Here is a 16,860-nt window from a genome sequence, read left to right as displayed (position 1 = left end):
AAGCCATCTGTTTAATCGCAGATGGCTTTTTTTTATAAAAAAAACCTTTCAATAACATTATTTCTTCGTCAATTATCTAAAAAATTGATTTTCAAAACTTTTATCCCTAAAAATCTGTAGAACATTATCCACAAGCAAGTTTTGTTTTTGTAAGAATTTTTTCTTTTTACTATATAAAATATGTATTTCATCGATTAATAATGTATTTAATCGATGAAATATTTTTTTTATTTGAATTTCAGACCTACATTTGTACTGTCAAATTACAGATAAGTAAGATTTATGATTGTCTTACTTAATAAATAAAAGAAATCATAATAAAAAACCCTAAGAGTTATGAAAACATTTTTACTTAATTCAGCAAAAGCAACAATACTAATAGTAGCATTATTCTTAACAGAATTTTCTACTGCTCAAGAAATTGATGTGTATGGCGGCGGAGTCCTTCTAGTAGATGGTGGAGCTGGAACGCCAAGCTTAACTAATCAAACCGATTTTGGATCTACCAACGAACAAGGCGGAACGATTACCAAAAGTTTTGAAATACGAAACATTGCAGCGCTAGGTAACCTTACCATAGGAACATTTACTATAGGCGGTGCCAATGCGTCAGACTTCACGGTAACTCGCTTACCTGTATCACCAGTTTTACCATTAGTAGGTGTAACAACATTTGAAGTTACCTTTAACCCAAGTGCTATTGGTGTTAGAAACGCAACAATATCATTTGTAAATAACGATGGGAGCGAAAATCCTTTTAATTTTAATTTAAGAGGTACTGGTACTAGTTTTCCAACTCAAAGTCATACCGTTTATTATGAAAACTTTGAAGAAACTGATGGTGGGTGGACTAGTTCAGGAGTTAATGGAGCGTGGAACTGGACAAATACTATTTTCAGAGGTGAAGGAAATTTTTGGAGAACAAATGTTCCCTATGTAAACAACGCTTTGAATTATTTAACAAGTCCGATTATAAATACAGCTGGATTCAGAAATGTAAAAATTTCTCTTGACATGAGATATAATACAGATAATGACCCAGATGATGGGATGCAGGTTCAATACAGTATTAATGGCGGCACAACTTGGAATGTTCTCGGAACTACCACTGAAAACTGGTATTCTGCATCTAATGTAAATGCATTATCTAGTTCTCTGGGTAATAGAAATGGATGGAACGATCTTAATGCAAACATTGCAGCACCTTTTTCTCAATTCGAAGAAAAATCTACGCAAGTTAATTTATTAGACAACCAAGCAAATTTGAGATTTAGAATTGTTTTCGCCTCTGACGGTTCAAATACTGATAGTGGTTGTGCGATAGATAATGTAATAATTAAAGCTGATCCAATTACTCCTTTTGCAAATCCAGTAGTAGGTCCAGGTAGTGTAAATAACAACCTTAAATTATGGTTAAAAGCTACTTCGGGAACAAGTACAACAACAGATGGCAACCCTTTAGATTCTTGGAATGACCAAGCATATGATAACAATGCTGACGCTATCGGTGTTACAAGACCAACCTACAGAAATGGCACAAGAAACATCAACTTCAATCCAATTATAGACTTTGATCCTGCCAACGCTAATGTTATGAAAGGTAAAGGTGGATTTTGGGCTCAAGATTATTTTGTTGTTGTAAAAACTAACAACACTCTTGACAGCAGCTCACCAACAAGACAAGTTCCTATATCGGGTAGAACTACAATTTCAAGTTTTCACTTAGATGGAACCGCATTTGCTTTAGGCGAATTTACAGCTAGATATGTAAACGAACTAGTATCACATAGTATTAATTCGGTGCCACAAACTGCTTCGTCAAATTCTTACGGACGAGCATATGCTACTACTACAGAAACATATGTACAAGAAACAACTATTTACAATGTTAAAACAAATGCAGCTGGAAACTCTACTGAAATTTATAAAAATGGTAAAAGAATTGATAACTACGCAGGTAACTCTGTTGGAGCCGATCAGGTAACTATCACTGGAACTTTAAATTTTTCTGAATTCAACAATTTACAATATAATTTAGGTACTGGTAGATTTTCATTAAACGGAAATATTGGTTCTTACCTTGACGGAAAATTATCTGAAATCATAAGTTACTCAGCAGCTAACACAGATGTTAACAAGAAAAAAATCGAATCTTATTTAGCAATAAAAAATGGTGTTACGCTTCACGCAAGCAATAGTGTTACTGCAACTAACCTTGGAGATACAGACTATGTTGATTCTAACGGAACAGTAATATGGAATTCTGTGGCGAACAACGGATTTAATTACGATATCGCTGGTATCGGAAGAGATGATAATACACAATTAAACCAAAAACAATCTAAAAGTGAAAACCCAGGAACCGTATTAACAATTGGTCTTGGAGATGTTAACGCTACAAACACTGCAAATACAAATACTTTTGCTACAGACAGAAGCTACCTAGTATGGGGTGCAAATGGCGGAAACATGAATAACTCAGGTGTTGATTTATTGGTAGACTTAGGTCCAACTACAATTACAACAATTACTGAAGTAGTTAATAGAAAATGGAAAGTGGTTGAAACTGGTGGCGATGTTGCTACAACGAGAGTTTCAGTACCAACTTCAGCTTTTACAAGCGGATTACCAGCACTTGGACCAACAGATGCTTATGTAATGGTAGTAGCAACTAACGCTACATTCACAACAGGTGTTGAAACAGTATTTATGGCAACTACAGGTGCAAATCAAACTTGTTTATATGACTTTGATTCTACTAAATTCATCACGTTTGGTGTAGCACACCGTGCAACAAATCCGTTACACATAACTCTTGACGGTTCTGATGATTATGTTAGAATTGACAATGTTAACGAAATTGGAACTACTTTTTCAATAATGACTTGGGTTAGACCTAACGGTGCAAATGATTTAGGAACCGAAAGAACTATAATCGCTAAAAAAGCTAGTGCAACAACTGGTTATCAATTAGTATTGCAAAACAACAACAGAGTTAGAATGGAATGGTATAGTGCAGGTTCAATTTTAAGAAGCGTAGTTTCTAACACTGCCTTACCTAACTTGATATGGCATAATATCGCTGTAACTTATGGTAGTAATAATTTGATAATCTATATTGACGGTGTACAAGATATTTCAGTCTCTATTCCACAACCTCCAATAGCTTCAACTAGTACGTTTAGTATCGGTGCGCAATACATAAATAAAACAACTATCAATAACCTATTCAAAGGTGATATCGACGAATTAAGAATGTGGAACCGTGCAGTAACTCCTGCTGAAATCCGTTTCTTAATGAACCAAGAGATTTTACAAAATGGAACAGGTACAAGAGGAACTATTATTCCAGCAACTGTAACTAAAAACGATGTAAGTGCTTTACTATGGAATGATTTATTCGCATACTATTCAATGAATTCTTACATCGGAACGCATTTAGATGATGATTCGATTAATATCAATAGAGGAAGTTTAGTAATTCCAGATAAGATTTCTATCAATTTACAAACAGCTCCAATGCCTTACGAAAGTAATGCAAACGGATTGTGGTCAGCAAATGCAACTTGGAGAAATGGTGCAATACAAGATGTACCTTACAGTTTATCAATTGTTAATGGCACAACACCTATCGACTGGAACATTGTAAGAACAAATCACAATGTAAATTCTAATGGTAATAAAGTTGTTTTAGGATTGTTCACACATTCTAATACGTTATCTGCAACAAATGATTCTAAAATTGAAATCTCTCACCACTTTAAATTAGACGGTATTTTAGATTTACAAGGTAGAGCACAATTAGTACAAACTTTAAACAGTGATTTAGACCCAACAAGTTCAGGACGAATTGAAAGAGACCAACAAGGAACTAAAAATATCTTTAACTATAATTATTGGTCATCTCCTGTAGGAGCAATCAACAATACTACAAATAATAATGCTTTCACGGTTAGTGGAGTAATGAAAGATGGCACTACAAGTACACCACAAAACATTACTTGGACAACAGGATTGAACGGTAGCGCAACTAGCCCAATCACATTAAGTAGCTATTGGATATTCAAATTCCAGAATCAAACTAATGCTTATGCTAACTGGTCAAGTGTTGGTTCAGGAGGTTCATTAAGTGCTGCACAAGGATTTACTTTAAAAGGAAGTGGTACGGCAGCTGCAAATCAAAATTATACTTTTGTTGGTAAACCTAACAACGGTTTAATTACAACAACTGTTGCAGCTAACAACTTGAATCTTGCAGGTAACCCTTATGCTTCAGCTCTTGATGCTAATGCGTTTATCACAGCAAATAATGCTTCAACTACAGGTTCATTATATTTCTGGGAACATTCTGCTACAAATAACACGCACAACCTAGCAGCTTATCAAGGTGGTTATTCTGTTAGAAATTTAGTGGGTGGAACGCCTCCTTCTGCTCCAGCTGGTATTAGTGGTGTTGGTGCAAGTGCTAAGGTGCCTCAAAGATATATCCCTGTAAGCCAAGGATTCTTTATTGTAGGTTCAGCTGCTGGTGGTACAGTAAGATTCAATAATGACCAAAGAGCGTTCATTAAAGAAGATAATGCTTTATCAACAACATTGTTCAGAAGTAACACAAGTATTGTTTCAACTGCTTCTCATTTTACAAACAATCAAGATGATGAAATAAATGCAGATACTTTCAAAAAAATACGTTTAGGATTAACGTCTAAAGACAATTATCACAGACAAATCCTTTTAGGATTTATGGACCAGTTAGCAACTAGCGCATTAGATTTTGGCTATGATGCTGTAAATATTGATAATCAATTAAATGATATCTATTTCATCAACACAAATGAAAAACTGGCTATTCAAGGTGAAGGTACTTTTAACGTAAATAATGTTTATCCTATTGGTGTAAAAACAAACGTAACAGGTGAAGTTAAAATTATGGTTGATAATTTAGAAAACTTTACAAGTAATGATAACTTAAGAGTATTTATCCACGATAATGCTGATAACAGATACCACGAAATCACAGATCAGCCTTACATTGTTGAAGTACCACAAGGATTAACAGACAACCGTTTCTCTTTAACATTTAAAGATAACAGCGCAGCTTTAGCTAACGAAGATTTCACTATTGAAAACGGAATTCAAGTAGCTTACGCTAACACTAAAAACATATTAAATATCAAAAATAACGTGGTTGATGCCACAGTAGAACAAGTATTATTGTACAACTTATTAGGTCAATTAATTGCAACATTTGATGTAAAAGATCAAAACCAGCAAAACATTGAATTACCAATAAGTGGATTAAGTTCTGGAACTTACATTGTAAAAGTTCAAACAGACAAAGGTGATACTAGTAGAAAAATCGTTTTTAATTAGGGTTTAAATGATTGATTTGACGCCAAAAAGCTCCGCAAATTGCGGAGCTTTTTATTTATATAAAGTTTAGTTTAATTAGCTAAGTTGAGATAATAAGTCCGCAAAACTAAGCTGCGTTTGCTCTCCAGAGGTAAGATTTTTCAAAGTAAATAATCCGTTAGAAATCTCTTTAACTACAAACGGAATGTTTCTTCGCTCTGCGTGTTTAAACTGTTTGTCAATTTTAGCAGCGTCAGGATACATTTCAACTTTTATGTTTTCCATTCTAAGTTTTGTAATGGCTTGCATCACTTCAAAAGCTTGTTCTTGACCAAAATTTAAAAACAAAACCTTGGTTGAAGTCGTAACGGTTTCTGGAAACAAATTCAATTCATCAAGTACTAAATAAATTCGGTCAAGGCCAAATGATATTCCTACGCCACTCATATTTTTCAATCCGAATATACCAGTTAAATCATCATATCTTCCACCGCCACCAATACTTCCCATTGACACTTCTTTCGGCGCGGCTACTTCAAAAATAGCTCCTGTATAATAATTCAATCCGCGAGCAAGTGTTACATCTAAATCCAATTGTGCCGTTTGTAATCCTAATTTAATTACCGTTTCACAAATAAATTGCAACTCCTCTACTCCTTTAATACCTTCTTCCGATGAAGAAAGTAAATCGGAAAGCTGTATTATTTTCTCCTGAATGCTTCCAGTGAAATTAAATAATGGCTGAACTTTGACTAGAGCTTCTTCAGAAATTCCTTTTTCAAGCATTTCTTTTTTAACGCCATCCTCTCCTATTTTATCCAATTTATCTAGGGCAACTGTAAAATCAATTAATTTATCAGAAGCGCCAATAACCTCAGCTATTCCAGATAAAATTTTTCTGTTGTTAATTTTAATAGTAACACCTTTCAAACCTAAACTAGTAAAGACAGCATCATAAAGTTGCACCAACTCCGCTTCTTGCCACAACGAAGTCGAACCAACAACATCAGCATCACATTGAAAAAACTCTCTAAACCTTCCTTTTTGAGGTCGATCGGCACGCCAAACAGGTTGTATTTGATATCTTTTAAACGGAAACTCAATTTCGTTTTGGTGCTGCACTACATATCTAGCAAACGGCACCGTTAAATCATAACGAAGCGCTTTCTCAGAAATTTTGGTAGTAAGTTTTTTATAATTCAAATCAGCCAATTCCTCTGCCGAAACTTTATCTAAATAATCACCACTATTCAATATCTTAAAAATAAGACGATCGCCTTCCTCACCATATTTGCCCATTAAAGTATCTGAATTTTCAAAACTTGGTGTTTCAATAGGTTGATATCCAAATTTTTCAAAATGATTTCGCATCACACCCATAATGTAATTGCGTTTAGAAACTTCGGAAGGTGAAAAATCACGTGTACCTTTAGGAATACTTGGTTTAGATGCCATTGTTAAATATTAGATTTTAGATTTTTGATATCAGATATAAAATTTTCAGATGGTATTTTAGAACTTAAATCTAATCTCTAAAAGCAGATATCTGAATTTATGGTACAAATATCATACTTTTTAAAATAATTTGTAATTCTTATAACACAAACTTGTAACAAATAATGTAATTTCGTGACAAATAGGTATTATGAATGCAGTTTTCAGAGAAAATATTAAGATTGCTTTGGGTTCGATTCGCGCACAACTTTTGCGTACGATTTTGACCATAGTTATTATCGCCATAGGAATCACAGCTTTAGTCGGAATTCTAACAGTAGTATCTGCTATTGACAACGAATTGAATTCTAAATTTGCTTCGATGGGTTCGAATACCTTCAACATCAACCAGTATGAGTTTTCGACAAGAAATCAAGGTGGTGGCGAAATTGAAAAAATAAATCCTATCATTTCTTATCCCGAAGCCAAAGCTTTTAAAGAAAAATATGATTATCCGTTTACGCATACTTCGGTTTCCTTCACAGCAACTGCAACTGCAGAAGTAAAATATGAAAACGAAAAAACGGATCCAGAAATAAGCGTACTTGGTGTAGATGACCTTTATGCCAACAATTCAGGTTTAGAATTTGTAAATGGTAGAAACTTCAACCCGTTCGATATTTCTAACAATGCTTATGTCTGCGTTATTGGTAGTGATTTTGTCACTAAAGGTTTGCTAAAAGACGTAAACCCAATTGATAAAATACTGTCTATAAGAGGAGCAAAATTTAAAGTAATTGGCGTTTTAAAAGAAAAAGGTTCCACCTTTGGAAACAACCAAGATTTACGAATTCTTATTCCTATTCAAGTCGCACGTTCTATATTTTCAACACCTAACATCAATTACACAGTAAGTTCAATGGTAGACAAAAAAGAGCTTCTAGAAAGTGCTGTAAACGATGCAACCGTTACAATGCGACAAATTAGAAAACTAAGTCCGGTGGAAGAAACTAATTTTGGAATTTCAAGAAGTGACGATTTAGCCAACCGAATTGCCAATATAACAGTTTATTTAAGTGTTGCTGCTTGGGTAATTAGTATCATTACGATTTTAGGATCATCAATTGCCTTAATGAACATCATGATTGTTTCTGTAACTGATAGAACAAGAGAAATCGGTGTTAGAAAATCACTTGGCGCCAAAAAAGGAACCATCGCTTGGCAATTCTTTATGGAAACCCTGATAATTGCTCAAATTGGTGGTTTAGTTGGAATTGTTTTAGGAATGGCAATTGGCTATCTAATGGCGTCCTTAATGAAATTCGGATTCGTAATTCCGTGGGGCGCAATTCTTGCTGCTGTAATCACAAGTTTCATTGTAGCAATCGTGTCAGGATTATATCCAGCAATAAAAGCATCTAAATTGGATCCTATCGAAGCTTTAAGGTACGAATAGTACAATTTTTCAGAAAAAAGCCTTTAGGTAAACTACGAGATTCCTGAGAATTAATCAAATTCCACAGCAAATCATTCGATCATTTCCGTAAATATCTTGTAGTAATTGAACAGAATGAAATCCTAAGTTTTGTAATAATGCAACAGTTTCTTTACCTAAATACTGATTGATTTCAAAAAACAACTTCCCGTTTTGTGTCAAATTTTGCTTAGCTAATTGCGCAATTTTCCTATAAAAAAGCAACGCATCTTCATCGTCAACAAACAAAGCTAAATGTGGTTCAAATGCTAAAACATTGGCTTTTATTTCGGCTTTTTCAAGATTTCTAACATAAGGCGGATTCGAAACTATTACAGTATATTGTTCGCCCAAATCTTCGGTTTCAAGAATATTTTTTAGGATAAAACCAACTTCAACCTGATTAATTTCAGCATTGTGTCGAGCGGTTTCTAATGCTTTATCTGAAACATCTATGGCATAAACTTTAGCATTCGGCAGATTTTTAGCTAACGAAATCGCAATGCATCCACTACCCGTTCCGATATCAAGAATTTTTAATTCTGAATCAAAAACTGCTTCATCGGAATACTTATTTACGATTAAATCAACCAATTCTTCGGTTTCTGGTCTCGGAATCAAGGTGTGTTCGTTAACATTAAATGGCAATCCATAAAATTCAGTTTGCCCTAAGATATATTGTATAGGTTTTTCGATTTTTAAATCTGCAACAATACTTTGCCAACGAGAAAACTCCTCTTCAGTCATTGTCATATCTGGATTTAATGCCAAATCAAGACGTTTTTTTTGGTGAATAAATTCCAAAATAATATGAAAAAAACTTTCTGCTTCCATTTCATCATACAACGGAACGAGCATTTGTAGAAACGTAGCTTTATATTCTTTTATCAACATCATTTTTTCTTAAAATAAATTAAACCAATCGCTTCAACATCCAAACCGGACAACTAGTATGACCTGTGCCGCCAAGTGGTTCGTTAAGGTATTCAAAACCGACTTTTTTATACAAATTTTGAGCTACTTCCATTTGTGGCAAGGTTTCTAAATAACATTGTTCGTATCCAAAAATCTTAGCTTGTTCAATACATTTCAATATTAATTGGTAGCCAATTCCTTTACCTCGTGCTTCTTTTAAAAAGTACATTTTTTGTAATTCACAAATATTTTCTTTCGAATTATCCAACTGATTTACTCCTGCTCCACCAATTATTTTTCCATAAAATGCTGAATTTATTTCAGTATCAACAACAACAAAATAAATGGCTCTTGAAGTATTGTAGTTTTCAAACATAAAATCCAATTGAACGTCGGCAAAAGCAGTTCCTGTTTTTGGATAATCATCCGATATAAAAACTTGACGAATTACCGCAGCAATTTGTTCGTTATCATCAGATTGGATTTCTCTAATTATCATTTCTAAAAAATCAAAATTCGTTAGTAAAAGTAGAAAATTCAAAAACCATAGGCTTTGAAAGTATAAATTACAGCACAAAAATAACGTATTTGTTTTTACAACATAGAATCATTGGAACAATAAAAATTGTAAGCTATAACTAAAACGACTAATCAAATTAAATTGATATTAAAAATCAGCTTCCACCAAACACCTTTTTAAGATTCAAACTATGACTAATAGCGAATACTATTGTAAAGATAAAATCCTATTTTTGCAAAATGAATTCGAACGAAAAATACATCAAACGTTGCTTACAATTAGCCAAAAATGGTTTAGGAACAACCTATCCCAATCCGTTGGTTGGCAGTGTTGTTGTATATAATGACGAAATCATTGGAGAAGGTTGGCACAAAAAATCAGGTGAAGCACACGCCGAAGTAAATGCCATCAATTCGGTCAAAGATCAATCACTGCTATCGAAAGCAACGATATATGTTAGTTTAGAACCTTGCAGTCATTTTGGAAAAACACCGCCATGTGCAGACTTAATCATTCAAAGTAAAATTCCAAACGTTGTCATCGGAACGATAGATCCTTTTGCGAAAGTAGCTGGAAACGGTATAAAAAAACTCATCGAAGCCGGAAAAAAAGTTGTTGTTGGCGTTTTGGAAGAGGAATGCAATGAATTAAACCAACGCTTTTTTACTTTCCACAACAAAAAACGTCCTTATATCATCTTGAAATGGGCCGAAAGTCAGGACGGATTTATCGCTCCATTAACTAAAGATAACAAAGAACCTTATTGGATTACTAATGAATTCTCTCGCCAATTAGTTCACAAATGGAGAAGCGAAGAACAAGCAATTTTAGTAGGAACACAAACGGTTATAGACGATAATCCAAGTTTGACTACAAGAGATTGGAAAGGAAATAATCCTATTAGAATTGTTTTGGACCAAAATCATAGAATTTCGAAAGAAAGTCATATCTTTGATAATCAAGCAAAAACCATAACGCTTTCAGCCAACGAAATAGATTTTTCAAAAAATATCGGAATTCAAATTGCTGATTTCTTATACAATAAAGAACTACAATCAGTATTTATTGAAGGCGGAAGACAAACTTTGCAAACGTTTATTGACGAAAATATTTGGGACGAAGCACGAGTTTTTAAAGGATCACTTTTTTTAAATGAAGGCACAAAAGCTCCAAGTATACATTCGAAAAAAATTAAAAAAGAAAACCTAATTACCGATGAACTTTTAACTTTTTATAATCATGATTGATACAATAATTTTTGATTTTGGTGATATTTTTATCAATTTAGAAAAGCAAGCTCAAATAGAAGCCTTCCAAAAATTGGGCCTTCACGAACCTAAAAAAGAGCTTATTGAAATAAATGATTTATTTGAAAAAGGAAAAGTAACCGAATTGCAATTTCTAGAAGCATTCCACCAATTTATTCCAAATGCTGGTTTAGAAGATATTCGTGGAGCTTGGAATACGATTATAGGAGAATTTCCGCTGTATAGATTAGAGTTTCTTCAAATGCTTTCGTACAAAAAATACCGCTTATTTCTCTTAACCAATACCGACGAAATTCACATTAGCCGATTCGAACATAACGTAGGTATTTCGTTTTTTAGTGATTTCTATCAATGCTTTGAAAAAGTCTTCTACTCCTATGAAATGGGAATGCGAAAACCAGATCCAGCCATATTCACCACCATTATGAATAAATACGACTTATCTCCAAAACGCACGTTATTTGTAGATGATAAAAAAGTAAATACTGATGCAGCAGCAAGTTTAGGACTTCACGTGTGGAATCTTGAAGTTGGAAAAGAAGACGTGGTAGATTTGTTCAATCAAAAACAGTTGCCGCTTTAAGTTTTGAACGATACCTACAATACCATTGCCTCGCCATCGGAAGAAATTTTATTCAAAGAAAAAAACAGTAAGTTTTTTGGCTACGCATTTCCAGTTACTTCAGAAGAAGAAATCAAAAACCATTTAGATAGTTTACGAAAGCAACATACTGGTGCCGTACACTTTTGCTACGCTTTTCAAATCGGAACCGATAAAATTCAATACAGAGCCAACGATGATGGCGAACCAAGCAATTCGGCCGGAGCTCCAATTTATGGTCAAATTCAATCTTTTGGACTAACCAACATACTAATCGTAGTAGTTCGATTTTTTGGCGGTATTAAATTAGGCGTTGGCGGATTGATCTCAGCTTACAGAACATCAGCACAAATGGCATTGGAAGCATCAGAAATTATTGAAAAAACAATTAACATACATTACATAGTATCGTTTGATTACAAAAACATGAACAAAGTAATGCGAGTAATCAAAGAAAAAAATCTCGAAATCATCGCTCAAAACATGCACGAGAGTTGCGAAATTGAAATAGCAACACGCAAAAAAAATGCCAAACAAATAGTCGACATTTTTACTAATTTATTTGAAATTGAGATAAAATTGAAATAAATGGAGCTTTTTTGAATTTGTTAAAATAAAAAAACTACTTTTATAATTCAAAACACTTAATTATTAAATAATTATGAAAAAAACAATACTTCTTTTCCTACTTTGCGGCCTAAACTCATTTTCACAAGTAACTACAACATTTTGGTCAACTTTTGATTCTTAAGAGTTTATTACTCAAAAGTTAAATATAATCAATAATCCAACAATTATTGACAACCCATTAACACCATTGGTACTGAATGTCAGAATTAATGTTTTTAATTTTAACAATGGATTAAATTATTTCAGTAGTCAAACACCTCCTATTCCTTTTGGAAACGATGAGTTTTTTAAATATAATTAAAATTATGATTCTTCATTTCCAAATACCCGAACCTTATTTTTTACACCTAGTCAATGAAGCGCTATGAGAAATTATATTTTAAATCCTTTACAAGGCTTACCTGGTTATAGTCTTAGTTATGTAATGAACACAGTAGAAAGTCTATATCAACCCTATAAAAGAACTGATATAAGTGGCAATGTCATTATAAGTACTACTGACAATGGTAATGGAACTGCAAATGTTTGTAGAAACCTACTTGCAGAAGATAAATTTCAAAAAGGATTTACTTATACTTTCCCACAAAATGAAGCACCAAACACAATGACTGCTACAGTTGAGGAAATTCCTATAGTTAGCCATCATACTTATAATTACCGAGTAAATATTGCTCAACTTGCTCCTAGTCAAACTAATTTATCTTCTGGTACTGGATTTGCAATTTTAGATTGTACAAGAGGTGTTCTATGTAATGACGAACCTTTTATTGGCGGTGTATTACTATCATCCGAAACTTTACTCTCTATGAATGTAACAATTGAAGAATTGAGTTCAATTCAAGTCAAAGATCCTGAGCTATTCGATAAATTATTAAGTCAATATTATTACAAATTAAGAAAAGACACAGAATCTGGAGCTAAAGTAGAAACTATATTCTATAAACCATAATCATGAAAAATGTTGTAATCATAATACTATTCATTGGTTATTGTTGCAATATCAATGCCCAAACTCCTACAATAGAATGGCAGAATACTATTGGTGGAAACCAAATTGATAGAATAACAGATATAAGTCAAACTACAGATGGCGGATACATTATAGGTGGATATTCTAATTCCGTAATTTCAAGAGATAAGACTGAACAATTTTTTGGAACTTTTGATTTTTGGATTGTAAAATTGAATGCTGTTGGCACTATTGTATGGCAGAACACAATCAAAGCGAATGGTATTAATAGCAACACATTAATTAAAGAAACTACAGATGGTGGTTTTATTGTTATAGGAGCTTCAAGTTCAAATATTGCTGGCGATAAAACTATAAATACAAACGGAGTAGATGACATTTGGCTTTTAAAATTAAACAATACTGGAACTATTCTTTGGCAAAAATCTATTGGAGGTAGTAATGCTGATCAACCAATGTCGCTAAATATTTTAAGTAATAATAACATATTAATTGGTGCAATTTCAGCTTCATCAATTTCAGGAGATAAAAGCGAGATAAATTATGGAATTTATGATTATTGGGTTTTAGAACTTGATGAATTAGGAAACATAATATGGCAAAAAACACTAGGAGGATCAAGTAATGAAACACTTACTTCATTCAACAAAACATCGGATAACGGTTATATAATTGGTGGATATTCAAGTTCAAGTATTTCTGGAAATAAAACTGAAAATTGTTATGGTCAAAATGACTTTTGGATTGTTAAGTTAGATTTAGATAAAAATATTGAATGGCAAAAAACAATTGGCGGAACAGAAGAAGACCAATGCTCAATAGCCTATGGAACTAATGATAATGGTTTCTTGTTAGGTGGCAATTCTTATTCAAGTATATCAGGAAATAAAACAGAAGTTTCAAAAGGTGATGCTGATTTTTGGGTAATAAAACTGAATTCTTTGGGTGAAATAATCTGGCAAAAAGCTATTGGTGGAACATTAAGAGATGGAATAGCATCAATTGCCATAACAACAGATGGAAAATTTTTATTAGCTGGTCCATCTATGTCACCAATTTCAGGTGATAAAACAGAAAATAGTAGAGGATTAGAAGATATATGGATTGTTAAAATTGATGAAAACGGAACTATTCTTTGGAATAAAACAATTGGTGGTAATGACCAAGATTATAATATAAAAATTCAATCTACATCAGATAATGGAATAATTATAGGTTCTAACTCAAAATCTAGTATTTCTGGGGAAAAGACTGAAATTGCAACTAATTTAGACTACTGGATAATAAAGTTATCACCAGATAATCTTTCAAACAATACTCTAGATTCATCGATCTTTTCAATTTATCCAAATCCTACAACTGGAGTTTTCAATATAAAATTTAATTCCACTTTTGAAAATTATACGATAACTATTCGCAATTATTTAGGACAAATAGTAAAACAAGAAAAAATAAGTAGAGTTGATACTTATACTAATTCAATTGAAACCCAATCTGGCTTTTATTTTATTGAGTTAGAAAATAAAAATCATCAAAAAATTATATTCAAAATAATAAAAATCTAAATTTTTCAGTTAAAAAAATGCCGAACAAGTAGTCGACATTTTTACTAATTTATTTGAAATTGAGATAAAATTGAAAGATTAAATTACTTCCTTTAAAATTTCTAAAATATAACCCGGAGGAACAATAGGTTTTCCGCTTTTTGTGTCCACAAAAACGAGAATAAAATGAGCAGTTGTTAATAACTCTTGGTTTTCGTTACGAATTTCGCAATCAAATTCAATCTTAACTCCGCTGTAATGTTTCAACTTCGTAACAATAGTCAACAGATCATCATAGCGCGCTGGTTTTTTATAATTCAAATGCATGGATACAATCGGTAAAGCTACACCGCTTTCTTCAAGCAATTTATACGAAACCCCTTTGTTTCTAAGCCATTCCACTCTTCCTATCTCAAAATAAGGCACATAACTGCCGTGATAAACCACACCCATTTGGTCGGTTTCACCATATCTAACTCTAACTTCTACTTCGTGTCCGTTCATCTATTTTATTTGCTTTTTATCTATATTAAATTCGCTCGTTACAACAAAAATTTTAAAAAATCAATACCATTTAATTTTTTTTTAAAGAAAATTGTTCACATATTTGTTAACCCAAAAAACACAAAGAAAATCTCCTTTTTTTTTGTAAGAGAACCTTTAAACAAAATTAGTAATTTTAACAAGAACATGAACAAAACTGCGCAATCGGTATGGGAAAACTGTCTGTCATTTATAAAGGACAATATTCAAGAGCAAGCCTACAAAACATGGTTTGAACCAATTAAGTCAGTTGAACTTTCTGATAACGCATTGTATATTCAAGTTCCAAGTAAATTCTTTTACGAATGGCTAGAAGAACATTATGTGAAATTACTAAAAGTTGCCCTAACCAAAGAACTTGGAAAAAACGCAAAGTTACTCTATAAAATTAAAATGGAAAACACTTATGGCAATAAACAACCGTTTACGGAACAATTGCCATCTGCACACCGTAGTCCAATAAAATCACAAGAAGTTGATGCACCGTTTAAAAACCTAAATCCAGAATTAAAAAATCCGTTTGTAATTCCAGGAATTAGAAATTTAAAAATTGAATCACAACTGAATCCAAATTATAGTTTTGATAACTTTTTAGAAGGTGATTCTAATAGACTAGCGCGTTCTGCAGGTATGGCTGTTGCCAACAAACCTGGTGGAACGTCGTTCAATCCGCTTTTAATTTTTGGTGGTGTTGGTTTAGGAAAAACGCATTTAGCGCACGCTATTGGTGTTGAAATAAAAGACAAATATCCAGAAAAAACCGTGTTGTATATTTCTGCTGAAGTATTCACACAACAATATATAGATTCTGTTAAAAAGAACAACCGTAATGATTTCATTCACTTCTATCAATTAATAGACGTGTTAATCATTGATGATGTTCAATTCTTATCAGGAAAATCAGGTACGCAAGATGTATTCTTTCACATTTTTAATTACCTACACCAAAATGGAAAACAAGTAATTCTTACTTCTGACAAAGCTCCTGTTGACATGCAAGATATCGAACAACGTTTGTTATCTCGTTTCAAATGGGGTTTATCTGCCGAATTGCACCAACCCGACTACGAAACAAGAGTTTCTATCTTGAACAACATACTTTATCGTGATGGTGTTGAAATGCCTAATGAAATTATTGAATATGTTGCGCAAAATATTAAATCGAATGTTCGTGAACTTGAAGGCGCAATAATCTCTTTAATTGCACAATCTTCTTTTAACAAGAAAGAAGTAACACTTGATTTAGCTAAAAGTATTGTAGAGAAATTTGTTAAAAATGTTAAACGCGAAATATCAATTGACTACATTCAAAAAGTAGTATCAGATTACTTTCAGTTGGATATCGACACTTTGCAGTCTAAAACAAGAAAACGCCACGTGGTGCAAGCCCGACAGTTAGCTATGTTTTTTGCTAAAAAGTTCACAAAAGCATCTTTAGCAAATATCGGATCACAAATTGGTGATAGAGATCACGCTACCGTTTTACACGCTTGCAAAACCGTTGACAATTTGGTTTCAACCGACAAGCAATTCAAGAAATTTGTTGAAGATATTCACAAAAAATTATCGTTATAGTGAACTGCATTTCTTACTTTTGTAACTGAAAGTA

General features: G+C 32.9%; 12 protein-coding genes. 8 read left to right on the top strand and 4 right to left on the bottom strand.

The features are described 5' to 3' along the window. Positions 1-336 precede the first annotated feature (336 nt). Entirely contained in the window at positions 337-5,373 is a 5,037-nt protein-coding gene (locus tag Q0050_RS11830) for a LamG-like jellyroll fold domain-containing protein (RefSeq protein ID WP_298395939.1), read from the top strand. Between the two features lie 75 nt (positions 5,374-5,448). On the opposite strand, the gene hisS is transcribed toward Q0050_RS11830, so the two are convergent. Further along, positions 5,449-6,807: a histidine--tRNA ligase gene (gene hisS / locus Q0050_RS11825; protein WP_298395937.1), complete on the bottom strand. Its 1,359-nt coding sequence runs from the start codon at positions 6,805-6,807 to the stop codon at positions 5,449-5,451. 190 nt (positions 6,808-6,997) lie between these two features. Between hisS and Q0050_RS11820 the strand changes: the two genes are divergently transcribed. Next, a complete protein-coding gene (locus tag Q0050_RS11820; RefSeq protein ID WP_298395935.1) occupies positions 6,998-8,242 on the top strand; it encodes an ABC transporter permease in 1,245 nt (414 codons plus the stop codon). Positions 8,243-8,296: 54 nt separating this feature from the next. Here Q0050_RS11820 and prmC read toward each other — a convergent pair whose 3' ends face one another. Beyond that, entirely contained in the window at positions 8,297-9,154 is an 858-nt protein-coding gene (gene prmC / locus Q0050_RS11815) for a peptide chain release factor N(5)-glutamine methyltransferase (protein WP_298395971.1), read from the bottom strand. A gap of 19 nt (positions 9,155-9,173) precedes the next feature. Continuing rightward, entirely contained in the window at positions 9,174-9,674 is a 501-nt protein-coding gene (locus tag Q0050_RS11810) for a GNAT family N-acetyltransferase (RefSeq protein ID WP_298395933.1), read from the bottom strand. Between the two features lie 260 nt (positions 9,675-9,934). Between Q0050_RS11810 and ribD the strand changes: the two genes are divergently transcribed. The 5 genes from ribD to Q0050_RS11785 all read left to right on the top strand — a co-directional run bounded on the left by ribD (position 9,935) and on the right by Q0050_RS11785 (position 14,729). After that, positions 9,935-10,942 carry a bifunctional diaminohydroxyphosphoribosylaminopyrimidine deaminase/5-amino-6-(5-phosphoribosylamino)uracil reductase RibD gene (ribD, locus tag Q0050_RS11805; RefSeq protein WP_298395930.1) on the top strand — a complete coding sequence of 336 codons (1,008 nt, stop codon included), beginning with the start codon at positions 9,935-9,937 and terminating at the stop codon, positions 10,940-10,942. Then, on the top strand, positions 10,935-11,546 hold the full coding sequence (locus Q0050_RS11800) for an HAD family phosphatase (protein ID WP_298395927.1): 612 nt from the start codon (positions 10,935-10,937) through the stop codon (positions 11,544-11,546). The genes ribD and Q0050_RS11800 overlap by 8 nt, the downstream gene beginning before the upstream one ends. A gap of 3 nt (positions 11,547-11,549) precedes the next feature. After that, positions 11,550-12,152, top strand: coding sequence for a YigZ family protein (locus Q0050_RS11795; RefSeq protein WP_298395925.1), 603 nt, complete (start codon positions 11,550-11,552; stop codon positions 12,150-12,152). A gap of 466 nt (positions 12,153-12,618) precedes the next feature. Then, entirely contained in the window at positions 12,619-13,143 is a 525-nt protein-coding gene (locus Q0050_RS11790; protein WP_298395922.1) for a hypothetical protein, read from the top strand. A 2-nt stretch (positions 13,144-13,145) separates the two neighbouring features. Then, the gene (locus tag Q0050_RS11785; protein WP_298395919.1) at positions 13,146-14,729 is read left to right on the top strand and encodes a T9SS type A sorting domain-containing protein; all 1,584 of its coding nucleotides are present in this window, start codon (positions 13,146-13,148) and stop codon (positions 14,727-14,729) included. 78 nt (positions 14,730-14,807) lie between these two features. Here Q0050_RS11785 and Q0050_RS11780 read toward each other — a convergent pair whose 3' ends face one another. Continuing rightward, positions 14,808-15,212, bottom strand: coding sequence for a thioesterase family protein (locus Q0050_RS11780; RefSeq protein WP_298395916.1), 405 nt, complete (start codon positions 15,210-15,212; stop codon positions 14,808-14,810). A gap of 186 nt (positions 15,213-15,398) precedes the next feature. On the opposite strand from Q0050_RS11780, the gene dnaA reads away from it, so the two are divergent. Continuing rightward, the gene (dnaA, locus tag Q0050_RS11775; protein WP_298395913.1) at positions 15,399-16,826 is read left to right on the top strand and encodes a chromosomal replication initiator protein DnaA; all 1,428 of its coding nucleotides are present in this window, start codon (positions 15,399-15,401) and stop codon (positions 16,824-16,826) included. The last annotated feature ends 34 nt before the right edge of the window (positions 16,827-16,860 follow it).

Origin of the sequence: Flavobacterium sp. (genome assembly GCF_027483985.1) — a bacterium.
Taxonomy (GTDB): domain Bacteria; phylum Bacteroidota; class Bacteroidia; order Flavobacteriales; family Flavobacteriaceae; genus Flavobacterium.
This window is presented reverse-complemented; position numbering and strand designations above follow the sequence as displayed.